The following is a 24,754-nucleotide window of genomic DNA, read 5'->3' on the forward strand; positions in this document are numbered from 1 at the left end:
TTGATCCGTTCCCACTGATCGTCTCGAAGTGCATCACAATCCATCGCTGATCTCCAAAATCAACGTTGAATCCGATTTGCTCAACTTTGGGAATCCCAATTCCCTAAATCGTCACCACGATCTAGATGTTTCCACGGGTTCTTTTGAGCCTCGCATATCGCTAGGAGAAGTCCGGGCTGATATCGTTGCGCCATGTTCAGTATAAAAAGGTTCGACATTCGCATGACAAGTGGCCTGCATCACATCACCGCCATCACCCGGAAAATCCAGGCGAATGTCGATTTCTATGCGGGCTTCCTTGGCCTCAGGCTCGTCAAGCGGACCGCCGGTTTCGAGGATGCCCGCCAGCTTCACCTGTTCTACGGAGACGGGGCGGCGACGCCGGGCTCGCTGGTCACTTTCCTTGCCTGGGAAGACGGCTCGCTTGGGCGTGTCGGGCACGGGGCGCCGAGCGAGATCAGCTTTTCGGTTGCGCCCGAGGCCATCGGCTTCTGGCTGACGCGGGCGCTGCAGTTCAACGTCAAGCTTGCCGGCCCCGCCCAGGAATTCGGCGAAACGGTGCTGCGGCTGACCGACCCGGACGGCATCATCGTCAAGCTCGTCGGCGTCGAGGAAACGACGCCCTGGGTCTGGTGGAGCGGCGGCGGTATCGCGGAAGCGGATGCGATCCGAAAGCTCCACGGCGCGACGATCCTTTCCGAAAAGCCGGAGCAGACGGCGCAATTCCTGACGCGCCACATGGGTCTCCGGCTCGGGGTGAAGGAAGGCAACATCCAGCGGCTGGTGTCGGATGCACGGGATATCGTCGATGTCCGCGATGCGGGTGGTTTCTGGACCGCGGCACCCGGCACCGGCACGATCGACCACATCGCCCTTCGCGCCGTTGACCGGCCCCAGGTCGAGGCCGTGCATGCGGGATTGCTGGCGGAAGACGCCGGCGAGATGAACATGCACGACCGCCACTATTTCTACTCGCTTTATGTCCGCGAACCGTCCGGCACGCTGATCGAGCTTGCGACGGACGGGCCGGGTTTTGCGGCTGACGAGCCGCTGGAGACGCTCGGGTCAGAACTGTTCATCCCGGCGCACTTCAAGGAAGACCATGAGGAACTGACGGCGATGCTGCCGCAGTTCGGCCTTCCCGGCGAAGAGCGGATCACCTATCGCGACCTGCCTTTCGTCCATCGTATCCATATGCCTGAGAAATGGGACGGTTCGACGCTGGTGCTGCTGCACGGCACCGGCGGCAACGAGACGACCATGCTGCCGCTTGGCCGCAAGGTCGCGCCGAACGCGATGCTGATCGGAATACGCGGTCGAGCGATCGACGAAGGCGTGCCGCGTTTCTTCCGCCGGCTCAGCCAGATGCGCTTCGACCAGAGCGACATCGCGTCGGAAGCGGAGGCGTTTGTCGCTTTCGCGGAGGCTCTGGGGCATGCCTATGACGTCGACCCGGCGCGCACGGCGTTTCTCGGCTATTCGAACGGCGGGAACATGCTGGGGGCGGTGATGCAGCTTCATCCGGGCATCGTCCGCAAGGCGGTTCTGTTGCGGGCGGTGAACGTGCTGGAAGACACATCGGCCGTGGACCTTTCCGGCGCAGAGGTCCTGTCGGTCAGTGCCACCGACGATTTCTACGGCCCCTATGCGGCGGAACTGGAGCGCCGGCTTGCGGCGGCGGGGGTGGGAGTGACGGCGATCAAGCTCGACGCCAACCACGGGCTTAACGCGGAGGATGAGGCGATCGTCCGCAACTGGCTGGATGGGGTCGGACCCGGTCAATCGGCGTAAATGCTGGCGACTGCATCCGCTGCGGCTGCGATATCGGCCGGAAAGCCGAGTTTCCCGAGCGCCATGCCATAGGCCGCGACATTTCCGAGGACGATGTCGAAACGGGCGCGAAGACCGGTATGGTTCAACCGGACGAGGCGTTCCGCGCCCGGGCCGACGCCTGAGGAAAGCTCCATGCCGAGCGGCGCTGCGGCGGCAAGCAGGGCCTTCGGATCGGCCGCGCGCGGAACTACCGCCGTCGTCACGAGGTGAGAAGCCTTTTGCTGCTGTGTCCAGGGTTCGGCGCCGAGCGCGGTCAGCCCCGTGCGGGTTGCCCTGGCCGCTCGTTCATGCCGGGCGACGAGCGCCCCCAAACCCTCCGCCTCGACGCGATCGAGGGCCGCTTCCAGGGCGAAGAATTCCAGCGGCGCGGTCGTGCCGGGCAGGGCTCCCCGATCCCCGTCGAGCCAGGTCTTCTGGTCGAGAAGCGAAAGAATCGAATCCCTTGGACCGTTTTCTTGAGAGATCAGTTCCCATGCGGCGGGACTGACGGAAAGGGCCGACAGGCCAGCCGGCCCGGCCAGCGACTTCTGAGGCCCGATGACCGCGATATCGATGCCCAGTTCGTCGACATCGAGCGCGTGGCCGCCGACGGAGGCGACAGCATCAACGACGGTCACGATGCCGCGGGCACGGGCGAGGGCGACGATCTCCTTCAACGGATTGAGAATGCCGCTTGCCGATTCCGCATGGACGAGGGAGAGAACCGCGATATCCGGGTTGGCCCGGAGTGTGGCTTCCACGGTGGCAAGGGCGATCGGATGTGCCGGTTCGGCCGCAAGATCGATGACTTCCGCGCCGCCTCGCCGCAGCCAGCCGCCGAACCAGAGACCGTACGGGCTGGTGACGATATTGAGTGTCCTGAGGCCGGGCCGGGCAAGGCTGGTCGCGACGGCTTCCAGCGCCACGACCGCTTCGGCCTGAATCAGGAGGACATCGTTGCGGGTATGCAGGACCTTGCCGATCCGATCGGCGATCGAAGCATAGCGCCTTGCCGGAAAGACGGGGGTGTCGTTCAGCGGATTCCAGCGGTCAAACGTCATGGCTCCATCCTTCTGGCGTTATTTTTCCGGCATTCCGGTCACGAGACGCGGCACGGCCGCAATCAGCGCCCTGGCCGCCGGGGATCGAGGAGTCTCTATCACCTGCCGCGCCGTGCCGGATTCCACCAGTCGTCCGGCATCCATGACGGCGATCCGGTGAGAGACCGCACGAAGCACGGCGAGATCGTGCGAGACGAAGAGATATGCAATCCCACGTTCTTCCTGCAACTCGACCAGAAGTTCAAGGATTTTCCCGCGGATCGAGACATCCAGCGCCGAGACCGCTTCGTCCAGCACGATCAGCGATGGCCGTGTGGCGATGGCGCGGGCGATCGCGATCCGTTGCCGTTGGCCGCCCGAGACCTCGCGGATCGAGCGCGTGGTGTAACCCGCAGGCAGGCCGACGCGATCGAGCAGCGCTGCGATTTCCTTCGGACGTCCGGCCTTCGGGGCGATCCCGTGGATGCGCAGCGGATCGTCGAGCACGGAGGCGACCGTGGCGCGCGGATTGAATGCGCCGAGCACATCCTGGAAGACCATCTGCATCTTCGCCCGGCGCCTTCGCAGTTCCGCGCCGGAAAGCGCAAGCCAGTCCTCGTCCTCGAAGCGGATCGTTCCCTTATCGGCAGGGATCAAACGCATGAGGATGCGGGCCAGCGTCGATTTCCCGCTTCCCGAAGCGCCGACGAGGCCGAGCGTTTCGCCTGCCGAAAGCGTCAGGGAGACCTCGTTCAGCGCCGTGACGTCGCGGCCGCCAGAGGAAAAATGCCTTGAAAGGTCCTTTATGGCGAGCAGCGTCATGAGGCGCCCTCGCGGATGAGGGGCGGGGTATTCAGATCGCGATGGCTGGCGATCAGGGCTTTCGTATAAGCGCTACCGGGCGCGGTCAGGACGGTGCCCGTCAGCCCGGCTTCGATCAGGCTGCCGTCCTTGAAGATCGCGACGCGATCGGCAAAACCGGATGCCAGCGCAATGTCATGCGTGATGAAAATGAGCGTCATCCCGGCTTCCCGCACCAGTTCGCCGAGAAGCGACACGATTTCCGTCTGCACGACCATATCGAGCGCGCTGGTCGCCTCGTCGGCAATGAGGATGCCGGGCTTGGCCGCCAGTGCCGCGGCAATCGCGACCCGCTGCCTCTGGCCGCCCGAAAGCTGGTGCGGGAAAGCTTTCATCGCCCTCGCAGCCTGCGGTATGCGGACATGCTCCAGCATCTCCCGGGCGCGGACATAGGCGATATTCCAGGTGAGGCCCAGATGCCGCTTTGCACCCTCCGCCACCTGTTCGCCGATCGTCAGCACCGGGTTCAGGCTGGAGGACGGGTCCTGGAAAACGAACCCGAGGTCGCGGCCGGGCTGTGGTGGCCTGCCCATGGACCAGCGCATATCGCCCGTGACCTTTGACGCGGGCGGCAAAAGCCCGGCCAGCGCGCGGGCGAGCGTGCTCTTGCCCGAGCCGCTTTCGCCGATGATCGCCAGCCTCTCTCCCTTGAAAATATCAAGATCGACGTTCCTCAGCGCCGGCGTGGGCTGTTTTCCATAGGTGACCGACACGCCCCTGATTTCGCAAAGGGTGCTCATGCGTCCGCCCTCCGGTCCGCCAGGGCCTTGGTGAGACCCTCGCTGAAGAGGTAGACGCCGACGACAGTCACTACCAGCGCGATGCCGGGAAAGATCGACAGCGACGGAGAGGAACGCAGGATGTTGCGGCCCTCGGCGATCATCGAACCCCAGGTGACCGCGTTCGGATCGCCAAGGCCAAGGAAGGAAAGTGCGGCTTCGGTCAGGATCGCGGCTGCGACGATGATGGCCGACAGAGCCAGAACCGGCGGCAATGCGTTGGGCAGGATCTCTCTGAAGGCAATCTCCGCAGGATGCATGCCGATGACCCGTGCCGAGGCGACATAATCCCGTTCCCTGATCGACAGGACCTGCGCGCGCGTCAGGCGCGCGGGGTTTGGCCAGGCTCCCAGAGCGATCGCCAGCACCACGATGGGAGCGGACGCGCCGATGACGCTGACGAAGGCGAGCGCCAGCAGAAAGCCGGGGACGATCTGGAAGGCATCGACCACGCGCATCAGCGCCTCGTCGACAAGCCCGCCGGCAAACCCGGCGGCAAGACCGACGCACAAGCCTATGGCGATGGCGGCAAGGGCCGCCGCGAGCCCGACGACGAGCGACGTGCGCGTGCCGTGGACGATGCCGGCGAGAACGTCGCGGCCCAGCCGGTCGGTGCCCAGGGGAAAGGTCGGGTCGGTGAACGGCGGCAGAAGCGGTGCGCCCGCAATCCTCAGCGGATCGCCGGGAGAAAGGACCGGCGCAAAGAGCGCGACCAGCACCAGCAGGGAGAGAATGCCAATGCCTGCAGCGCCTTCCGGTGTTTTCATGAGATTTCGAATCAAGCTCATGCCATGCCTCTCACAAACCGGGCTCAGAAGCCCCGACGCGCGGGTCGAGCGCGGCATAGACGATGTCGACGGCAAGGTTGATGCAGATGACCAGAACGGCGCTGACGACGATGATGCCCATCAGCAACGGTGAGTCGCGCCCGCCGACCGCCTCTTGCGCCAGCCGGCCGAAGCCGGGAATGGCGAATATGCTTTCGATCACCACGCTGCCTCCGAGCATGGTGGCCGATTGCAGGCCGAGCATGGTGACAAGGGGCAGGAGCGCGTTGCGGGCCACATGCCGCAGCACGATGCGGGCGCGCGAAAGGCCTTTCGAGCGGGCGAAGAGCACAAAATCCAGCGCCCAGACCTCCGTCATGCCGGCGCGCATCACGCGCAGGAAAAGCGCCGTATAGATCAATGCCAGTGCGCCGACCGGCAGGACGAGATGCGTGGCGATATCGGCGGCGCGGGCAAGTCCCGTTTTTCCCGACGCGATGGTTTCTATCCCCGATGTCGGCAGCCAGCGGAGCTGGACCGCGAAAACGATGCTGAGGACGAGACCGAGCCAGAAACTCGGGATCGCATAGAGAATCAGCGAAAGGGTCGAAAGCGCTCTATCCCTTAGGCTTTCCGGTCTGGCGCCGGCGATGATCCCGAGCGCCGAGCCGAGGCCGAACGAAAGCGCGGTGGCGCTGCCCATCAAGAGCAGTGTGTTCGGTAGCCGTTCGAGGATCAGGTCGAGCACCGGCCTTCCAAAGGCGACCGACCATCCGAGATCGAACCTGGCAAGCGAGGAGACGTAGAGCCAGAGCCGCGCAAGCGTCGACTGATCGAGCCCATAGGACTGGCGCAGCGACCGGGCGACAGCCGCGTCTCCGCCGCCGATCGAGAGGAGATAGGCATCCACCGCGTCGCCGGAAGCGGATTCCAGAAGCAGGAAGGTCAATATGACGACGATCAGCAGCACCGGAATGCTGCTGATCACACGACGCCTGATCAATCGAAGGGCACGGTTCACGCTGCGGAACGCCTCGGGACTCTTTTTTGAAACCCGAACCTATCACGATTGCAGTGCGGTATCCGCCCAGTTCGACACCGCCCAGCGCGGATTGTTGGAAACGTTCAGCACTGTATCGCGAGCGACGGTGATGAAGCCCCATTCCGCGACGTTGATCAGCGGCAGATCGGTGGCGACGATCTTCTGGAACTCCTTGTAAAGGTTGGTGCGGGCGGTCGTATCGATGGTTTCCGCCGCCTTGGCGATGATGCCGTCGAGCTCCTTGTTGGCATAGCCGCCCTGATTGGAAAAAGGCACGCCGGCCGGAATTCCGGACTGCACGAGAATGGTCGTCGAAATCGCCGGGTCGCCGCGGAAGACAGGCGGCGCGACGGCAAGGTCGAAATCGTGCTCGGTATAGACGGCCTTCTGGTGCGCGGCGGAGTCGGCGTTGACGAGCTGCGCGTCGATGCCGATGGCGGCGAGCGCCTGGCGCAGATAGTCGCCGAACTGCTTCGTTTCGTTGAAATAGGGGGCGGGACGCAGTTTCAGCGAGAAACGGGTGCCATTGGCGTCTTTCTTGTAGCCGGCCTCGTCCAGCAGGGCATTGGCCTTGGCCGGATCGAAAGCGTAGGTCGGGACGCTTGCATCGTAGAATTCCGGTGCATTCTTCGGCACCGGTCCGGTGGAAGCGGCGGCGTAACCGAGGAAGATCGTGTCGACCACGAACTTCCTGTCGATCGCATGTGCGATCGCCTGCCGCACCTTCACGTCCGCCAGCTCCTTGCGGCGATGATTGATCTCGACAACGAGCTGGTAGGTCAGCGCTTCGTAGCCTTTCGAGATCACCTTGATGCCCGGCACCTTGGAAATGCGGGCGAGGTCGGTCAGCGGCACGGCGGAGAAGGCCGCGAGCTGGATTTCTTCCGCTTCCAGGGCCGCGCCTGCGCCGGCGCGATCGGGCAGGACGCGGAAGATCACCTCGTCCAGTCTGGGTTCGCCCTTCGCCCAGTAATCCGCATTCCTGGTCAGGCGGTAATATTCGCCCGGCTTGTATTCGGCGAGCTTGAACGGTCCCGTGCCGATGAGCTTCACGTTGGCCGGATTGGTGGCGATGTCGGTGCCTTCGTAGACATGTTTCGGCACCACGCTGCTGACGGCGGGAAGCGCGTTTCGGATGAGCTGAAGCGGGGTGGGTTTGGAAAAGCGGAAGACGGCGGTGGTCGCATCCGGCGTCTCCACGGCTTCGAGATTGGCGAAGACGATGCGGCCGAGGTTCTGCAGCGGCTTCCAGATGCTGAGCGCCGAGAAGGCGACGTCAGAGGACGTGAATGGCTTGCCGTCATGCCATTTCACGCCGTCGCGCAGCTTGAAGGTAATCGACCTGCCGTCCGTGGAGCCTTCCCAGGACGTGGCGAGACGGGGGCTCAGCCCGTCCTTGCCGTCGAAGGAGGCCTCGGCAAGCGGTTCGACGATCTTGCTCGCGATGAAGAAAACACCGTTCGAGGCGACGATCGCCGGATTGAGATTCTTGGGCTCGGAATCCGCCGCGACGATCAGCCGGCCGCCGGAGTGGGCGTTCTGCGAACGGGCAAGGCCGGGCAGCGCCGTCGATGCAAGCAGCACGCCGCCTGTCTGCAAAAGGGTTCTTCTGGATAGGTTGGCGATCGTCATGGCTCTCTCCTGCGCGCACTCTTTGCCGTCATATTGGCAGCGAAATTTCCGTCAGCACAGGCAGGAAATTCCTCCACGCCGCATTCGGGAACAAATTCTCGTTTGAAAGCAGATAGCGAATGCCAAAAAAAGCCCCGGCAGACAGCTCTCCGCCGGGGTTAGGCGCCCTGGGAGGAAATCAGGGATAAATCTTTTTCGCGAGGTCCATCATCGGGCCGTATTCGTCCATCTCGCGGGTGCCGAGCAGCTTTGCGCTGGCAAAGCGCCTGGATTCCGGATCTAGCTGATCTTCCACGCCCTTGGCGACCGGCAGCATCCAGGCTTTCGCATAAGTGACCTGCGATTCCATATCCAGGAAGTGATTGATGAAGAGCTTCGCCGCGTTCGGATGCGGGGCGTTCTTCATGATCGCGAAGTGGATCGATACGTAGGGCACGCCTTCCGGAGGAACGATGACCTTGATCGGCAGGCCTTTCAGGTCGTTGGCGAAAGCGAACATCTGCGGGATGTAGACCGGATATTCTCCGCGGGCGACGCGGCGGGCGTCATTGCGGAGGTCCCGGCTGAAGACCGGCTTGTTCTCTGCGAGCTTTTCGTTGAAGGTCTGGCCGAAGGACTTGTTGAATACCACGAACATGGTGCCGCCGGAGCCGAGCGGACGCATGTCGTCGGAGAGGATCTTGCCCTTCCACTTCGGGTCGGCGAGATCCTTCCAGCTTCTCGGTTCGTCTTCCGGCTTCACGAGGCCGGTGTTGACGAGGATTCCGTAAGCCTGCAGGAAGCCGGGCACATGGTCGCCGGCGACCTCCTTCTTCATGTCGTCGCGGATATTGGCGACGTTCGGGATATTGCCGAGCGGCTCGACGGCTATGCCCTGCGCCTTTCCCGTTTCGATCGAATTGGCGGAATGCATCTGGATGTCGGCGATATAACGGCCCGCGGCTTGTTCAGAGCGCAGGCGCTCGGTCAGTTCGCTGGCGCGGACATCGAGCGATTCAACCTTGATGCCGTATTTCTTCTGAAAGGAATCGATGACTGCGACGAAGTTCGGAGCGCCGAGCTGTGAATTGTAGACGGTGACCGTTCCTTCCTTCCTGGCGGCCTCGACGACCTTGTTCCAGTCGGCGTCCTGCGCAAGCGCGGGTGCCGCGAGCATCATGCCGAGCGTGAACGCGGCCAGTTTCCGGATAAGCGACATGTTCTCCTCCCTAGAATATTCGCCTGAATTTCGATGGTTTTCAGATATCGGGTTTTCAGATCTCGACGACCACGTAGTCCTCGTCGATGGAGACCGGAAAGACTTCCGCCTGGTAAGGGCCTTCCGTGAGGGCACCGCCGCTGGCAACGGTCACGTCGAAGCTTTTCACGCGGGTACGCGCCGGGTCGCACCAGGATTTTCCGGTACGGATGTCGAACTCCCAGCCGTGCCAGGGGCAGCGGACCAGTTCGCCGTGCCGCGTCATGCGGTATTGGCCGGGTTCGTCGGATTCGGCGAGCCCGACCATCTGGCCGCGGCAAAGGTCTGCCCCCTCGTGCGGGCAGCGGTTGGCGATCGCGAAGAATTCGCCCTTGACGTTGAAAAGGGCGATGTCGCGGCCTGCGACCTTCACCAATTTGGATTTGCCGACGTGAAGTTCATCGACCCTGGCGACGACGTGACGAGCCATTCTCAATTCAATCCATAGAAGTTGACAGCGTTTCCGGCGAAGATCGCCGTTTTCTCAGCCGCGGTGAGCGGTATCTTGAAGGCGTAGCGGGGATCGTCGAAATCCCAGTGCGGGTAGTCGGTCGAGAACATCAGCCGATCGGAGCCGATCCATTTCAGCGTGTCCGCGAGGTTCCGGGCCGGATTGGGTTCCTCCATGGGCTGCGTGGTGAACCAGATGTTGCGGCGCAGATATTCCGATGGCGGCCGCTTCACATGAGGAACCTCGTCGCGCATCGCGGCCCAGGCCTTGTCCATGCGCCACCCGAAGGACGGCACCCAGGAAAAGCCGCCTTCGACAAAGGAAATCCTGAGCTCCGGAAAATGTTCGAAAACGCCTTCGAAGATAAGGCTGGCGATCACCGCCTGCATGGTCTGCACCTGGCTGTGATGTTCCTCGATATAGTAGGACGGCCAGCCCGCGCCTGTGGCCTGATGGCCTCCGACACCGCCGACATGCAGTGAAATAGGCAAGCCATGGCTGACGGCCGCCTCGAAGATCGGCCAGTGACGGCGCTTGCCCAAAGGCTCGATCGAGCGCGGCGGCAGGAGAATCTGGATGAAGCGCTTGTCGGAGGCGCGGCGGTCGATCTCTGCGACGGCGTTGGCCGGATCTTCCTGCGTGGCGATGATCGAACCGCGCAGGCGTGGCTCCGGTTCGAGGAATTTACTGAGCTGCCAGTCGTTGATCGCGGTGGCAATTGCCACGCTGAAATCCGGATGGCGCTGGCCGCTGGCATTGAAGCGCAGTGGCACGAGAACGCCGATATCGATGCCGAGGCCGTCGAGATGCTGTTCCCGCAGGAACGGGAGGTCCGAACCCGGCGGTCCGCCGGCGGGTGGCCAGGAATCAACCCGGGAGACTTCCGGCACCATGCGCGGATGGGAAAGCGTTTCGGCCAGTCCTTGGCGGGTGTGGCCGCCATAGGTCGCCAGATGATCCCGCCAGCGCTGCGAGAGATAGGGCAATATTTCTGCAGGGGACTTCATAGCCGGATGAATGTCGCAGTCGATCAGATTGTATTTGGTCTTCGTTTCGACGGGGCGTTCGAGTGTTTGCGGTTCCGTCATTTCGCGACCTCCTTCTGAAAATCCGCAGCGATCCGCGGATAGGTGGCGAGCGGGTTGTCGATCAGGATTTTCTTGGCGAGCGTCTCGCCGAAAGCAGAGGAAAGAGCGTGCAAGCCTTCGAACTGCGCATGCGGGTAGTCGGTCGAGAAGAGAAGCATGTCGTCGCAGTCGATATGTTCGAGCGTGCGTGCGAGTGCATCCGTCTCCAGGGGCGCCTCGACCGGCTGCAGCGTGAAGCGCACATGCCTTTTCACGATGTCGCTCGGCTGTTCGCTGACCCAGGGCGTCTCGGCGCGCACACCGCGCCAGGTCTTGTCCGCCCGCCAGAAGAAGGAGGGCAGCCAGGTGAAGCCGCTTTCGGCGAAAACGACCTTCAGATCGGGCACCTTGTGGAAGACGCCTTCGGCGACAAGGCTGAGGAGCTGGCTTTCGAAGATCGAAGCCTGTGCGACATAAGCCTCCACGAAGAAGCTCGGCCAGCCGGTGGCCGTCGGCGCGTGGCGGTTGCTGCCGCCGGCGTGGATACAGAGCGGCAACTTGTTGCGGGCTGCGGCTTCGTAAATCGGCCAGTAGCGCCGGCGGCCGAGCGGCTCGTCGTTCTGGGCGAGGATCAGCACCTGGACGAAACGCTCGTCGTCGGCGCGTTTTTCGATTTCCGCGACGGCGAGTTCGGTATTCTGGGCCGAGACGATGATGGAACCGCGCAAGCGCGGCTCCTTGTCCAGCCATTCGCGCGACAGCCATTCGTTGACCGCGCCGCAAAGTGCTGCGGCCATGTCGTCGGAATGCATGACCATCGAGCCATGCAGCACGTTGCAGATGGCAAGCCGCGTGCCGAACGGATCGAGCGCCTGGGCGCGTACCGCTTCGAGCGTGTCGCCGGCAAAGCCGCTTTTCGCCTTCCATTCGGGGCGGACATTGATCGGCGCGCGGGCCGGCGAGGACGTCATGGCGAGGCTCAGCCGGTCCACGCCGCGCATCACGAAGGTCTCACGCCAATAGTCGTCCAGATAGGCGAGCAGCGCCGCTGTCGCCGGTGAGGCCGGATGCAGGTCGCAGTCGATGCCGCCAACCGTGGAAAGGCCCGGCTCCTTGCCGAGTGATCGGATCATCTCATTCATGCGGACACTCGTTTGTTGGCATTTCAGGCATTGGCATTTCAGGGCAGGCGGTAGACTTGCCTTGCGTTTTCGCGAAAGATCCGGGTCCGCTCCGTCGGGGAAAGCGGAACCTTGAAGGCGTAGCGTGGGTCGTCGAAATCCCAGTGCGGGTAGTCGGTCGAGAACATCAGCCGGTCCGCGCCGATCCATCGCAGCGTATCGAGAAGATGGCGGTTGTTTTCCGGCTCCTCGATCGGCTGCGTCGTGAACCAGATGTTCTCGCGCAGGTACTCCGAAGGCGGGCGTTTCACATGCGGCACTTCAGAACGCATCCGCTCCCACTGCTTGTCGAGCCGCCAGGCAAGCGGGGCGGCCCAGGCGAAGCCGCCCTCCACGACCACCAGTTTGAGCTTCGGGAAGCGTTCGAAGACACCCTCGAAGATCATGCTGATGACGACGGACTGTAGGCTGTGGGAGAATGCGTAATGTTCCTCGATATAGAAGGACAACCATCCGGCACCGCTGTTGGTATGCCAGCCATAGGCGGCCGAATGCATGCCGATCGGCAGGCCATGGTGCTCGGCCGCTTCGTAGATGGGCCAGTAGCGGCGTCGGCCCGCCGGTTCGATCGTGCGCGGCGGGATGGCGATCTGGACGAAGCGCTTGTCGCCGACGCGCGCTTCGATTTCCGCAAGCGCCGCAGGCACATCTTCCTGCGTGACCGAAATCGAGCCCTTGAGGCGCGGTTCCGGAGCCATCCACTTGTCGATCTGCCAGTCGTTGACTGCGGCGCACATGGCCGCCCCAAGTTCCTGGTTCAATGTAGAGGAGCCGGCCGCCAATGGCTGCAGGACGCCGTATTCGATGTCCAGCGGATCGAGGAGCTGTTCGCGCAGGTAGGCAAGATCGGACGCCGGCGGTCCGCCGTTCGGCGGCCAGGCGTCGCGGCGCATGCCGTTGCCGGGGGTCATGCGCGGATAGGGGAGCGTGCCGACGACGGGATTGGCGCTGCGCTGCCCGTAGTCCGTCAGGTGGTCGCGCCAGCGCACGGGCAGGAATTTCGAAAGCTCGCCCGGCGTGCCGAAGGCGGGGTGGATGTCGCAATCGACGATGCCGAGCCTGGCTTCAGACTTGGCATCCTTTTCCAGAACGGCCTGGTTCATGGCTTAGTCCTCCAGTCTCGGATAGGTGGCAAACGCGTTCTCCCGAAGGAGGCGGTCGAGCAGGCGTTCCGGAAAGCCCGGGGGAATGGCGGCGTCTCCTTCGAATTGCGCGTGCGGATAGTCCGTGGAGAAGAGCAGCATGTCGTCGGCGTCGAGATGTTCGATGATGCGTTCCAGCTCCCGCGGATCGCGCGGGGCGTCGAAGGGTTGCGTGGTCATGCGGATCTGACGGCGGATCAGCGATGCCGGCGGTTCCTTGACCCACGGCACTTCGATGCGGGCGCCGCGCCAGTCCTTGCTCATGCGCCACATCTGGCCGGGCAGCCACGACACGCCGGATTCGATCAGCACGATCTTCATGTCCGGGAATTTGCCGAGCACGCCTTCGGCGACGAAACTGCCGACCTGAGCCGCAAAGCCCTGGATCTGGTGGACGTAGTCCTCAGCCAGGTAGGACGGGAAACCGCTCTGGCTGGGGGCATGGCGATAGGCGCTGCCGGCATGCACGCCAAATGTGAAGCCGTGGCGCTGGGCTGCCTCGTAGATCGGCCAGTAGAAGCGCCGGCCGAGCGGCATTTCGCCCATGCAGAGCGCCAGCACCTGCACGAAGCGTTTATCGTCGGCAAACCGCTCGATCTCCTCGACCGCCGCCTCGGGATTTTGCATCGGCAGGACGAGCGAGGCGCGCAGGCGCGGGTCCCGATCCAGCCATTCCGCCTTCAGCCAGTCGTTGGTGGCGCGGCAAACCGCTGCCGCGAGATAGGGATCGTAGATCGCGTGAACGCCCGTAACGCAGTTGAGGATCGCATATTTGAGGCCATAGGGGTCGAGCAGGTTCTTGCGCAGCTTCTCGACGCCCTTGCCTTCCGTCGCTTTCCAGTCTTCGCGGAAAAAGGGCCTGGTGCGCGTCGGGAAGCCGGTCAGTTCGAGACGATCGACATCCCGAGAAACCACGATTTCCCGCCAGTAGTCATCGAAGTAGGGCAGCAGATCGGCGCGCTGAGGCGCGTCCGGATGAACGTCGCAGTCAATCGCGCCCAGTTGCGACAGAACCGGGCCCCGCTGGATCGCAGCAGTATCCACCGCGCAAACCTCCCTTTTGTCGGTCGACCGCCTTCTCGTCCGGCGGCAACCGATCCTCACTCCCCGGTCGGTGCGTCCACGAACACAACCGACCACCGCATCCGTGATGCGTTTCCTCAATTCGGGAGGGTAAGGGCGAGGCGGAAAGGTGAGAATACTCTTTTTTGTCTTAGCGGCTTTCGCGATTCGAGAAAGCTGCAGGGCCTCCGGCTTTTCCCCAATGGCAAAGATGCCCGCGATTCAGGCGGGGCGACCGGTCACCAGGGCCGTATGCATGTGGATGCGCAGCCATTCGAGAAGGGCCTTGACGGTTGGCTTGCGTGCCTGGGTCTGGGGGATCAGCGCCTTCAGCCAGAGTTCCGAAACCGGATATTCCGGCAGAAGCTCGACGAGCCTGCCGGTTTTGATGGATTCTTCCGCGACGTAGCTTGCCACCATGGCAACGCCACGGCCGCGCAGCGCGAGGTCGTGCAGGATCTGCGTGTCGTTGGCGCTGAACGCGGAGCGCACCTCCACATCGACAGGCCCACCGGGGCTGAGGAAGGACCAGGTCGAACCCGTCGCATGGAAGGTCAGGCAGATATGGTTGACGAGGTCGCGGGGATGTTTCGGAATGCCGCGCGTTTCAAGATAGGCGGGAGCCGCGCAAAGCTTTCGCGGATAGGGGCAAAGCGGTTCGTCGATGACATTGGAATAGGAGGCGGGCAAGGCACCGAGCGCGATGTCATAACCTTCCTCCGCCGGGTTGACGGAGCGGTCGACGAGGGCAAGATCCATGGTGACGTTCGGATGTTCCTGCTGGAAGTCGCTGAGGATACGGGCGAGGAAAGCGATGGTGACCGTGGTCGGAGCCTTGATCCGCAGATGCCCTTCGATCCGCTGGGCGACGGCGGCGGCGCCGCTGATCGCATCGTCTATCTCCTTCACAAGCGATTGATAGCGGGGCAGATAGCGCTCTCCGACTTCCGTCAGGCTGAGTTGGCGTGTCGAACGGATGAAGAGTTTCACCCGCATCTGATCTTCGAGCCGGCTGATGCGTTTCGTGACCACGGAGGGTGCGACGCCCATGTGGCGACCAGCGGCCGAGAAGCTGCCGGAGCGGGCAACGGTCAGAAACGTGCGAATATTGATAAGTGTATCCAAGCCTTTGGCCCTCCCAAGCCGTTTTCGCGGGCAATCCTCCGTGTCGAGTCTAGCACAGCTTATCTTTCTGTTTTCGAGAAAAGTGAATGTAAAAAAATGGTGCTTTTCCCGTGCATGGGAAAAGGTCAATGTAGCAACAGAGGGAATTTCGAATCCCCCCGCAGCGATCTCGCGCCCGAAGGGAAGCCAGCTTCATCTGCGGAGGCCGATCGGAATTCGGAGAAGAGGAAGTTTCAGCCGGTATCGATCGATTTGCCCCAAATCCGGGGCCGCAGGCCCGTTTCATGTTGCGCGTATCAGGGAGCTTGTCAAATATGGGCAATGCACCATCGCTTTCCAGCCGATATGCGCAGGCACGGAACGTGAGGCAGGCGCCGATAAGCTGGTTGTTTGGAGGCAGGGAAGGCGGAGCCGATCGGGAAAGCGGCGCCGCCTGAACGGGTGAAGGAGATCGCGGCGTGTCCGCCGCCGAGAAGTTTGGGATGCAATGCCGGGGAATGCCTGCCGCTGCATCCTATCGTCAGTTCCAGGGAGGAGAGAGACGTGACGAGAACGACATCGATGACATCGGCCATTTGCGAATGGTCGCGGCGTTTTTTTCTGGCGGCTGCGGGCGGTGCCGCCATGGCGGTGGCGGCCGGCCTGCCGGCCCACGCACAGGATGCCGAATGGCAGAAGGTGATCGAGGCGGGCAAGAAGGAGGGGACGCTCGTTCTTTATACCGCGCTCGTCGGCCAGCCCAGCACCAAGGCGATCGCCGCGGCCTTCACCAAGGAATATGGCATCAACGTCGAGGTTCTCGAGGCTCGCGCCAGCGAGATCCGCGAGCGTGTCCGTGTCGAGCAGGCGGCCGGCCGTTTCGCCGCCGATGTGATGTTCACCAGCGATGGCCAGACGCGCCTTTACGTTCAGGAAGACAAGTCCGTCGATCCTCTGCCGGTCACCCCGAACGCTGCGAAGGTCAAGTCGCAATTCAAGCTCGATGTGCCGATGGCGCCCGTCATGACCATACCTTACGGCATCATGGTCAATACCGGTCTCGTCAAGCCGGCCGACGAGCCGAAAAGCTGGAAGGACCTTGCCGATCCGAAGTGGCAGGGCAAGATTCTTGCCGACGATCCGCGGGCGATCGGCGCCGGATATCTGTGGTTCTTCTCGACCTATGACAAGATCGGCGAAGACTATGTGAGGAAGGTGGCCACGCAGAAGCTCGTCTTCACGCGCGACCAGCGCGAGTCGCAGCGCCGCACCGCGCGCGGCGAATATTCGATCTACATGCCGGTCATCCTGACGGACTTCTCGGACCTGAAGGGCCTGCCCGTCAAGTTCATCGTTCCGGAAGAGGGCGTCGGCTACGTTCTCTATGGCAACGTGGTTCTCAAGAACGCCCCGCATCCGAATGCGGCCAGGCTCTATGTCGACTTCCTGCAGGGGCCGGTCTCGCAGAAGATCTATGCCCAGCTCGGATACGGCGCGGTGACGGAAGGCGCGACGGAGGGCTTGCCGCCTGACACCAAGGCGATTTCGGAGGCCAAGCTCTTTGGCAGCACCGACTCCCGACGCCAGAACGAGATGCTCGCCAAGTCCAAGGAAATCTTCAAGTAAAGAGCCGTACCGCCGCCGGCATGCGGCGGGCGGCGGTGCCGCTTTTCATGACATCGGAGCAGCGAGGAATCCTATGACGATTATCCATAATCGCTCCCTAGACGATATCAACGACACGGCACCGGTTCTTGGCGGCAACGCCGTCACGCGGGCCTTCTCGGGCGGTTCGCTGACGCGCGTGATCGGCATGCTGGTGCTGATCCTCATACTCGGCTTCCTGACGATCTATCCGCTTTCCATGCTGCTTTACGGCAGCCTGCATTCCACGCCTCCGGGCATGGCGGGCGAATTCAACCTCAACGGCTATCGCGCCATCATGACGACCCAGAACTTTCTGGTTCTGGTCAACACGATCGGCATTTCGCTGGCGAAGACCATTCCGTCGCTGACGATCGCCGTGTTTCTCGCCTGGATCGTCGCGCGCACCGACACGCCTTTCCGCGGCACGCTGGAAGTGCTGATCACGCTGCCGTTCTTCATCCCGCCAATCCTGACGGCCATGGCCTGGGGCATGCTCGCCAATCCGCAGGTCGGCGTCATCAACATGGTCTGGCGCTGGCTCACCGGCGCGCAGGACCCGCTTTTCAACATCTACTCCTATGGCGGGGTCATCTGGCACATGTGCCAGTATTCCATCCCGTTCCTTTTCCTTTTCATGGTCGATGCATTCCGGGCGATGGACCCGTCGCTCGAGGAATCGAGCCGCATGTGCGGCGCCTCGCGCTGGACCACCTTCCGCAAGATCACCCTGCTCCTGATGCTGCCGGTTCTTACCAGCTCCTTCATGCTGAGCTTCATCAAGGGCATCGAGACGTTCGAGTCCGCGCTGTTCTTCGGCCTGCCCGCCGGTATCAAGGTGATCACCACGGATATCTACGAGTCGATCAACCACCGCGCCACGCCGGACTACCAGTATGCCACGTCGCTCTCCTTCGCGATCATGGGGCTGATGTTCCTGCTGGTCGTCGCGCAGTGGGCGATCCTGCGCGGCAAGAGTTTCCAGACGGTCACCGGCAAGGGGTTCCGCCCGAACGTGATGGAACTCGGTCCGTGGCGCTGGGTCACCTTCGCATTCTGCGTGCTGTTCTTCCTCGTTACCGTGGTGCTGCCGGTCGGCCAGCTTCTGCTCGGTTCCTTCTTCCGCTTCTTCGGTTTCTACACCTATGACATGCTGACGCTGGAGCACTATCAGGCGGTCTTTTCGAATTCCGAGTTCTGGCGGGCCGTGCGCAACACGATGATGCTCGGCCTGCTCGGGGCGACCGCCACCATGGCGCTCGGAGCCATCGTCGCCTACATTTCGATCCGCACCAAATGGCGCGGCCGCAGCCTGATCGACGGCATGGCCTGGTTGCCGTGGATGATGCCGGGCATGGTGCTCGGTGTCGGTTTCCTCTGGGCCTTCGCCATGCTGCCGGGGCCAATTCCGATCTACGGCACCGTCTGGGCGTTGCTGCTTGCCTATATCGCGCTTGGGACCCCGGTCGCGGTGCGCGTCATGACGGGTTCCTACCATCAGCTTTCCTATGACCTGGAGGAATGTTCGCGGGTTCACGGCGCAAGCTGGCTGCAGACCATGTGGCGCATCCTGGTGGCGCTTGCGTGGCCGGCCTTCGCAGTCGGCTGGGTGCTGACGTTCTTCGGCATCATGCGCGAGCTTTCCGCCTCGATCCTGCTCTATTCGGTCGGGTCGGAAACACTCGCCGTCGTGCTGATGAAACTCTGGGCAAACGGCAATGCCGAGCAGGTGAGCGTCATCGGCCTCCTGATGATGCTGCTGGTCATCCTGTTCCGCTGGGTGCAGCTCAGGTTCATCAAGGCGCGCATCAGCAAGCTCTGATCTTGCGGGCCGGCGGGGTCGGTATCGCCGGCGGCAGTCGATTGTTTCAGTCCGCGGATATCTGCTCCGCGCTCGATGAGGAAAAGAAGTATGGCTTCGGTAACGCTCGAAAACGTGAGCCGCATGTATGGCGCGGTGACCGCGGTGGACCATGTGAACCTGAAAATCAGAAGCGGGGAGTTCGTGACGCTGCTCGGCCCCTCCGGGTGCGGCAAGACCACGACATTGCGCATGGTGGCGGGACTCGAAAAGAATACCGGCGGCCGCATCAGCATCGGGGACAATGTCGTGTCAGATGCGGACAAGGGCTATTTCGTGCCCTCCGAGCGCCGCCGCCTCGGCATGGTGTTCCAATCCTATGCGATCTGGCCGCACATGACGGTGTTCGACAACGTCGCCTACCCCTTGCGCATCCGACGCCGGCCGGACAGCGAAATCCGCGATCGGGTGATGAACGCGCTTCGCCTCGTCGAGATGGATCAGTATGCGGACCGTCCGTCGCCCGCGCTCTCCGGTGGCCAGCAGCAGCGTGTCGCGATCGCCCGCGCGCTGGTTTTCGAGCCGGAAGTTCTGCTTCTCGACGAGCCGCTGTCGAACCTCGATGCGCGGCTGCGCACCCAGATGGGCGACGAGTTCCGGGCGCTGCAGCAGCGGCTGAAGATCACCGCGCTTTATGTCACCCACGATCAGTCGGAAGCGATGGCGCTTTCCGACAGGGTCGTTGTCATGCACGGCGGCAAGATCCTGCAGGTCGGAGCGCCGGAGGACATCTATCGCCGGCCCGAGAACCGCCAGGTGGCTGCCTTCTTCGGCACCCCGAACCTGCTCAGCGCGACCGTCAAGGATTGCCGCCCCAACAGCGGCCAATACTACAAACTGGATGTCGAAGGTCAGGGATGGTCGGGCGAATGTCACGCGGCGACCGAAATGCCGAGGGGCACGGACGTCACCGTAATGGTCCGGCCGGAGAACCTGCAGATTCGCGAAATCGGCGCAGCGAACGGCGGACTTTCGTGGTCGGGCGAAATTTCCCAGGCAATCTTCCGGGGACCGCATCGCTCGATCATGGTCAAGACGCCGGCCCAGACGCTGCATGTGGAAACGCCGTCGCTCGCGGATGTCGGTATCGGTCGTCCGGTGACGGTTGCCGCGCCTTCCAGCGCCGCATGGGCTGTCCGCAACTGAATGGGCGTCGTCTTGAATTGTGTACATGATGGGCCCGAATCTTTCGGTAATCAGGGAAAATTATGATTTCTGCCGATTTTTAATGGCGCTGGCCTGTTTTATGTATGCATAGATGCTGCGGACAGGACGCGCTGCGCTTCCGGAAATTGAAGCTCGGACGTATCGGTTTGTTATCGGGAGGACGAAGAGTGGCCAAGAATCTGACCCAGATCCTGAAGGAAAAGGGCAATACCGTGGAGATGCTGCGCAATTCGCGCATCGGCATGTATATCTATCCGGTCGTGGCGCCGGAGTTTTCGAACTGGCGCACGGAACAGGTCGCCTGGCGCGAATCCGCCGTTCTCTTCGACCAGTCGCACCACATGGACGAGCTGATCGTCGAAGGCCCGGATGCGGCCAAGTTCCTCGAAAGCCTGTCGATCAACAGCTTTGCCAATTTCGACACCAATCGCGCCAAGCACTACGTTCCGGTAACGCCGGCCGGCCATGTCATCGGCGACATGATCATCTTCCGCGAGCGTCAGGACAAGTTCGTTCTCGTCGGCCGCGCCCCGACCGCCAACTGGCTGCGCTACAATGCCTCGCTCGGCAAGCATGACGTCAAGCTGACGCACGATCCGCGCTCCCCCTCGCGTCCGGACGGCAAGCAGGTCGACCGCGTGCACTACCGCTTCCAGATCCAGGGTCCGGATGCGCCGAAGATCTTCGAGAAGATGAATGGCGGCCCGATCCCGGACATCAAGTTCTTCCACGTCGACTGGATCAATGTGGGCAGCAGGAGAGTGCAGGCCCTGCGTCACGGCATGGCGGGCGCTCCGGGTCTCGAAATCTGGGGTCCCTATGCGGAGAAGGACGAGGTCCGCGACATCATCGTCAAGGCCGCCAAGGATGCAGGTGTCGATCTTTACCTCGTCGGCGCCCGCGCCTATTCCACCAACACGCTGGAATCCGGCTGGATTCCGTCGCCGCTTCCGGGGATTTATACCGGTGCGGAACTGCAAGGATATCGCGACTGGCTGACCGAGGACAGTTATGAAGCCACAGGCTCGATCGGCGGCAGCCTAGTCTCGGACAATATCGAGGACTATTACGTCAATCCGTACGAGCTAGGTTACGGCATCTACGTCAAGTTCGACCATGACTTTGTCGGCCGCGAGGCGCTTGAGGCCATGAAGGCCAAGCCGCAGCGCAAGAAGGTAACCTTCGAGTGGAACGCCGAGGATGTGATGAAGGTCATCGCCTCGAACTTCGTGCCCGGCGGCGAGGCCTACAAGTGGATCGACCTGCCGCAGCCGAACTATGCGTCTTCCAGTGCCGACCGGATCATGAAGGGCGGCAAGGTCGTCGGCATGTCGATGTTCAACGGCTACAGCTACAATGAGCGTTGCATGCTTTCCCTCGGCGTTGTCGATCCCGACATCAAGGAAGGCGATGTGCTGACCCTGATCTGGGGCGAGCCGAACGGCGGCACCGACAAGACGTCGATCGAGAAGGGGCATAAGCAGGCCGAGATTCGCGTCCGGGTTTCGCCGACGCCTTATGCGCGTGAAGCCCGCGAGAACTACGCCGAAAGCTGGCGTACGAAGCACGACTGACAGTCTTTTCAGCCCAAGACAAAGCGGCGCCTTCGGGCGCCGTTTCTCGTCTGGATGTTTGGTAAATAAACGCGGCCTACGCGCCGGGGCGGGAATGCGGGCGGAACATGCCGCGCCGGCTCCTGGCCGCTCGCTTGGGTTCCCGGCGTTCGCCGCAGCGAGCGATCGCTGGATTGACCGCCGCTGTTTCGCAGCACCACTCCTTACCCTTCATCCCCCATCTTTCCGGGGTTCATGATGCCCAGCGGGTCGAGCGCGGCCTTGATCTTCTTCATCACGTCGACGGCCTTGCCGTGTTCCTTGCGCATGAACTTGAGCTTCGCCATGCCGATGCCATGTTCGCCGCTTGCGGTGCCTCCGACGGCAAGCGCGCGCTCGACGAGGCGGTCAGCCATTTCCTCGGCTTCCTGCAGATGTGCCGGATTGTCGGGATCGATCAGATAGGCTGTATGGAAGTTGCCGTCGCCGACATGACCGATGATCTGGCCCTTCAGCGAGGATGCGTCGATATCGGCGCGCGCGGCGACGATGCTATCGGCAAGACGCGAGATCGGCACGCAGATATCGCCGGTATAGAGATCGTAGCCGGGAATGATCGCCTTGGTCGCCCAGAACATGTCGTGCCGGGCCTGCCAGAGTTTCGTGCGCTGGTCGGCATCCGCCGTCCATCGGAAGCCGATTGCGTCATGCCCCAGGGTGATTTCCTCAACCAGCCGCGCCTGCTCCTCGACCCAGGCCTGCGTACCGTGGAATTCGAAGAAGAGGGTGGGGGCTACCGGCAGATCGAGCCTCGAATAGCTGTTGGTGGCGGCGATCGCCACCTCGTCCATGAATTCCACGCGGGCGACCGGGATGCCGTATTGCACAGCTTCGATAACCGCCTCGACGGCATTTGCGACGGTTGGAAAGGAGCAGATGGCGGAGGAGACCGCTTCGGGAATGGGATGCAGGCGCACCGTGAGTTCGGTGATGACGCCAAGCGTGCCTTCGGCGCCGACGAAAAGATGCGTCAGGTCATAGCCCGTTGATGACTTTCGCGCCCGCGAACCGGTCTGGATCGCCGTGCCGTCGGGCGTCACGACCCTCAGCGCCAGCACGTTCTCGCGCATGGTGCCATAGCGGACCGCCGTCGTGCCGCTGCCACGGGTCGAAGCCATGCCGCCGATCGAGGCATCCGCGCCTGGGTCGACCGAGAACATCAGCCCGGTTTCGCGCAGTTCCACATTGAGCTGCTTGCGGGTGACGCCCGGCTGCACCACCGCCAGCAGATCCTCCGGGCGGATTTCCAGGATGCGGTTCATCTCGCGGGTGTCAAGCGTGATGCCGCCGCGCACGGGAATCGTATGGCCCTCCATCGAGGAGCCGGCGCCGAAGGGGACGACCGGCACGCCATGCGCCGCGCAAGCCGCAACGATCGCCTGCACGTCCTCTTCGGTGCGCGGGAAGGCGACGGCATCCGGCAGGTGAGGCCTTAGCCGGGAGGTGTCGTGGCTGTGGTGCTCGCGGACCGCGGCGGACGTGATCAGCCTGTCGCCGAGAACGGCCTTGAGTTCGGCAACCACCCTGGTGGCGGCTGTAACGAGATCGTCCATGTGTTTTCCTCCTCCCCGAGGGCCGCAATGGTGACGTGAATGTCTTTGACGCCTTGCGCCGATATGTGATCGAAAACCGAAACTTCCGCCCGTGTCCCGGCGCCGGATGTCGCCGGCAGGTTCGCGGTTTCGATATCTCCAATTTCCCGACGATCGGAAGGCCGCAAGCCCAGGCCGTCCTCCTTAACCGGCCTCCGGTTGCCGCGCCGCCATCCCGCACAGTGTATGCAAGAATGGTATTCAACGCATTCTAGACGGTTCATGCTTCTTGGGAAGAGCGCGGCGGGAAATTCTCAGGTTGCCTGATTTTTTATGCCCCGGACATAAAAGGAAACTTGTCGTTTCTACATGGATGTGTTGAAATTCGGACGCTCGGGTGGACGATAACCATGGAGGAATGGATCGTTCCGGGAGACCGGGCATGGGAGGGAGTCGATGTATACACGACTATTCGGCGCAGTGGCGCCTACCGCTCAGTTGGCAGGACCGGTTTCGATTGCAGGGACGGAGAACTTCGTCTCCGGACATTCCAAGGCGCAGATTTCGCCGAACTGCTTTTCGGCACCGGACAACCATGCGTTTCCGGCCTTTCGCATAGCCTGATCGGGTTTCCTGCGGTTCCGGCGCAGCGCGCGGGCCGGGTCACGTATTTCATCAGTCCGGCGGAAGGGGAGTTCCGCCGGTTCCGATTTCAACGGGAGGAGAAATCATGAAACTGAAGGCATTGCTTGCTTCAGCCGGCCTTGCGGCATTCGCCGCGACGGCTCAGGCGGCCGAAGTGGAACTCACCCTGTCGCACTGGGTGCCGGCCACTCACATGCTGCAGCCCGGCGGTATGGAACCTTGGGCAAAGTCGATCGGCGAGGCGTCCGGCGGGCGTATCGCGATCACCATCTATCCCGCCTCTCAGCTGGGGGCCGCGCCGGATCACTACGACATGGCGCGCGACGGCATCGTCGATATCGGTTTCATCAATCCGGGCTATCAGCCCGGGCGGTTTCCGATCATCGCGGCGGGGGAAATTCCGTTTCTGGTCGCGAATGCGAAGGGCGGTTCCAGGGCGCTTGACGAATGGTATCGCCAATATGCCACCAGGGAGATGAAGGACGTCTATACCTGCATGGTCATCGTGCACGATCCGGGCACGCTGCATGGGACGAAGGGACCGATCCAGGTGCCGGCCGATCTCAAGGGCAAGAACATCCGTCCGGCGCATGCGACGATGGCGCGGCTGGTCAATTCGCTCGGGGCGGCTTCGGTGCAGGTTCCCGCCGGCGAAATGCGCGAGCTGATTTCCAAGGGGGCTGCCGACATGACTGCATCGCCCTGGAATTCGATCTACACCTTCGGCCTTCAGGATGTCACGAAGCATCATCTCGATCTGCCGTTCTACGTTACGACCTTTGCCTTCGTGATGAACAAGGCCAAGATCGATGGTCTTTCGCCTGCCGACCGCAAGGTGATGGACGATCACTGCACGCCGGAATGGGCGGAGAAGATGGCAACCAGGTGGGCGGATGCCGAGGCTGCCGGCCGCCAGAAGATGATCGATGCCGGCAATCATACTTTCTACAAGCCGACGCCTGATGACGTGAACCTCTGGAAGAGGGCAACGGCCACGCTTCAGGGCGAGTGGGAGGCCGCGGCGACCGAGGCCGGCGTCGATGCCAAGGCTGCCTGGGCGAATCTCGGCGAAACGCTGAAGAAATACGGTGCCGACGTGAAGTGACCTTCGGCAC

The 24,754-nt window shown here is 62.5% G+C and carries 20 protein-coding genes; 6 read left to right on the forward strand and 14 right to left on the reverse strand.

The genetic code is table 11. From position 1 onward, the window contains the following. The first annotated feature begins 222 nt into the window (after positions 1 to 222). On the forward strand, positions 223 to 1,791 hold the full coding sequence (locus ACFFP0_RS22855) for a VOC family protein (RefSeq protein ID WP_377264517.1): 1,569 nt from the start codon (positions 223 to 225) through the stop codon (positions 1,789 to 1,791). Here ACFFP0_RS22855 and ACFFP0_RS22860 read toward each other — a convergent pair. From ACFFP0_RS22860 to ACFFP0_RS22920, 13 genes are all read right to left on the reverse strand, one after another. Beyond that, positions 1,779 to 2,873, reverse strand: coding sequence for a pyridoxal-phosphate-dependent aminotransferase family protein (locus tag ACFFP0_RS22860; protein ID WP_377264518.1), 1,095 nt, complete (start codon positions 2,871 to 2,873; stop codon positions 1,779 to 1,781). The genes ACFFP0_RS22855 and ACFFP0_RS22860 overlap by 13 nt on opposite strands. A gap of 18 nt (positions 2,874 to 2,891) precedes the next feature. Next, positions 2,892 to 3,674, reverse strand: a complete 783-nt coding sequence (locus ACFFP0_RS22865) for an ABC transporter ATP-binding protein (RefSeq protein WP_377264519.1) — start codon at positions 3,672 to 3,674, stop codon at positions 2,892 to 2,894. Further along, the gene (locus ACFFP0_RS22870; RefSeq protein ID WP_377264520.1) at positions 3,671 to 4,453 is read right to left on the reverse strand and encodes an ABC transporter ATP-binding protein; all 783 of its coding nucleotides are present in this window, start codon (positions 4,451 to 4,453) and stop codon (positions 3,671 to 3,673) included. The genes ACFFP0_RS22865 and ACFFP0_RS22870 overlap by 4 nt, the downstream gene beginning before the upstream one ends. Next, positions 4,450 to 5,280 (reverse strand): ABC transporter permease, encoded by an 831-nt coding sequence (locus ACFFP0_RS22875; RefSeq protein WP_377264521.1) that lies wholly within the window; start codon positions 5,278 to 5,280, stop codon positions 4,450 to 4,452. Before ACFFP0_RS22875 ends, ACFFP0_RS22870 begins: the two co-directional genes overlap by 4 nt. Before the next feature lie 10 nt (positions 5,281 to 5,290). Next, positions 5,291 to 6,280, reverse strand: coding sequence for an ABC transporter permease (locus ACFFP0_RS22880; protein WP_377264522.1), 990 nt, complete (start codon positions 6,278 to 6,280; stop codon positions 5,291 to 5,293). Between the two features lie 42 nt (positions 6,281 to 6,322). Continuing rightward, positions 6,323 to 7,933, reverse strand: a complete 1,611-nt coding sequence (locus ACFFP0_RS22885) for an ABC transporter substrate-binding protein (protein WP_377264523.1) — start codon at positions 7,931 to 7,933, stop codon at positions 6,323 to 6,325. Positions 7,934 to 8,111: 178 nt separating this feature from the next. After that, positions 8,112 to 9,131, reverse strand: coding sequence for an ABC transporter substrate-binding protein (locus tag ACFFP0_RS22890; protein ID WP_377264524.1), 1,020 nt, complete (start codon positions 9,129 to 9,131; stop codon positions 8,112 to 8,114). A 55-nt stretch (positions 9,132 to 9,186) separates the two neighbouring features. Further along, positions 9,187 to 9,600, reverse strand: a complete 414-nt coding sequence (locus ACFFP0_RS22895; RefSeq protein ID WP_377264525.1) for a Rieske (2Fe-2S) protein — start codon at positions 9,598 to 9,600, stop codon at positions 9,187 to 9,189. Positions 9,601 to 9,602: 2 nt separating this feature from the next. Continuing rightward, positions 9,603 to 10,709: an amidohydrolase family protein gene (locus tag ACFFP0_RS22900; RefSeq protein ID WP_377264526.1), complete on the reverse strand. Its 1,107-nt coding sequence runs from the start codon at positions 10,707 to 10,709 to the stop codon at positions 9,603 to 9,605. Then, positions 10,706 to 11,830 carry an amidohydrolase family protein gene (locus tag ACFFP0_RS22905; RefSeq protein ID WP_377264527.1) on the reverse strand — a complete coding sequence of 375 codons (1,125 nt, stop codon included), beginning with the start codon at positions 11,828 to 11,830 and terminating at the stop codon, positions 10,706 to 10,708. Before ACFFP0_RS22905 ends, ACFFP0_RS22900 begins: the two co-directional genes overlap by 4 nt. A 38-nt stretch (positions 11,831 to 11,868) precedes the next feature. Further along, positions 11,869 to 12,972: an amidohydrolase family protein gene (locus ACFFP0_RS22910; RefSeq protein ID WP_377264528.1), complete on the reverse strand. Its 1,104-nt coding sequence runs from the start codon at positions 12,970 to 12,972 to the stop codon at positions 11,869 to 11,871. A 3-nt stretch (positions 12,973 to 12,975) separates the two neighbouring features. Beyond that, on the reverse strand, positions 12,976 to 14,055 hold the full coding sequence (locus ACFFP0_RS22915) for an amidohydrolase family protein (protein WP_377264529.1): 1,080 nt from the start codon (positions 14,053 to 14,055) through the stop codon (positions 12,976 to 12,978). 240 nt (positions 14,056 to 14,295) lie between these two features. After that, the gene (locus ACFFP0_RS22920) at positions 14,296 to 15,198 is read right to left on the reverse strand and encodes a LysR family transcriptional regulator (protein ID WP_377264530.1); all 903 of its coding nucleotides are present in this window, start codon (positions 15,196 to 15,198) and stop codon (positions 14,296 to 14,298) included. Between the two features lie 543 nt (positions 15,199 to 15,741). Here ACFFP0_RS22920 and ACFFP0_RS22925 point away from each other — a divergent pair. The 4 genes from ACFFP0_RS22925 to ligM all read left to right on the forward strand — a co-directional run bounded on the left by ACFFP0_RS22925 (position 15,742) and on the right by ligM (position 21,423). Next, entirely contained in the window at positions 15,742 to 16,803 is a 1,062-nt protein-coding gene (locus tag ACFFP0_RS22925; protein WP_377264531.1) for an ABC transporter substrate-binding protein, read from the forward strand. A gap of 73 nt (positions 16,804 to 16,876) precedes the next feature. Beyond that, complete coding sequence (locus tag ACFFP0_RS22930; protein WP_377264532.1) at positions 16,877 to 18,643, forward strand: ABC transporter permease; 1,767 nt, start codon at positions 16,877 to 16,879, stop codon at positions 18,641 to 18,643. A gap of 90 nt (positions 18,644 to 18,733) precedes the next feature. After that, the gene (locus tag ACFFP0_RS22935) at positions 18,734 to 19,828 is read left to right on the forward strand and encodes an ABC transporter ATP-binding protein (RefSeq protein WP_377264533.1); all 1,095 of its coding nucleotides are present in this window, start codon (positions 18,734 to 18,736) and stop codon (positions 19,826 to 19,828) included. Between the two features lie 188 nt (positions 19,829 to 20,016). Beyond that, complete coding sequence (ligM, locus tag ACFFP0_RS22940) at positions 20,017 to 21,423, forward strand: vanillate/3-O-methylgallate O-demethylase (protein ID WP_446692717.1); 1,407 nt, start codon at positions 20,017 to 20,019, stop codon at positions 21,421 to 21,423. 203 nt (positions 21,424 to 21,626) lie between these two features. Here ligM and ACFFP0_RS22945 read toward each other — a convergent pair whose 3' ends face one another. After that, positions 21,627 to 23,015 carry an FAD-binding oxidoreductase gene (locus ACFFP0_RS22945; protein WP_377264535.1) on the reverse strand — a complete coding sequence of 463 codons (1,389 nt, stop codon included), beginning with the start codon at positions 23,013 to 23,015 and terminating at the stop codon, positions 21,627 to 21,629. Between the two features lie 709 nt (positions 23,016 to 23,724). Between ACFFP0_RS22945 and ACFFP0_RS22950 the strand changes: the two genes are divergently transcribed. Further along, positions 23,725 to 24,744, forward strand: coding sequence for a TRAP transporter substrate-binding protein (locus tag ACFFP0_RS22950; RefSeq protein WP_377264536.1), 1,020 nt, complete (start codon positions 23,725 to 23,727; stop codon positions 24,742 to 24,744). Positions 24,745 to 24,754: the final 10 nt, after the last annotated feature.

This window comes from Neorhizobium puerariae (genome assembly GCF_042429745.1).
Taxonomy (GTDB): Bacteria; Pseudomonadota; Alphaproteobacteria; order Rhizobiales; family Rhizobiaceae; genus Neorhizobium; species Neorhizobium puerariae.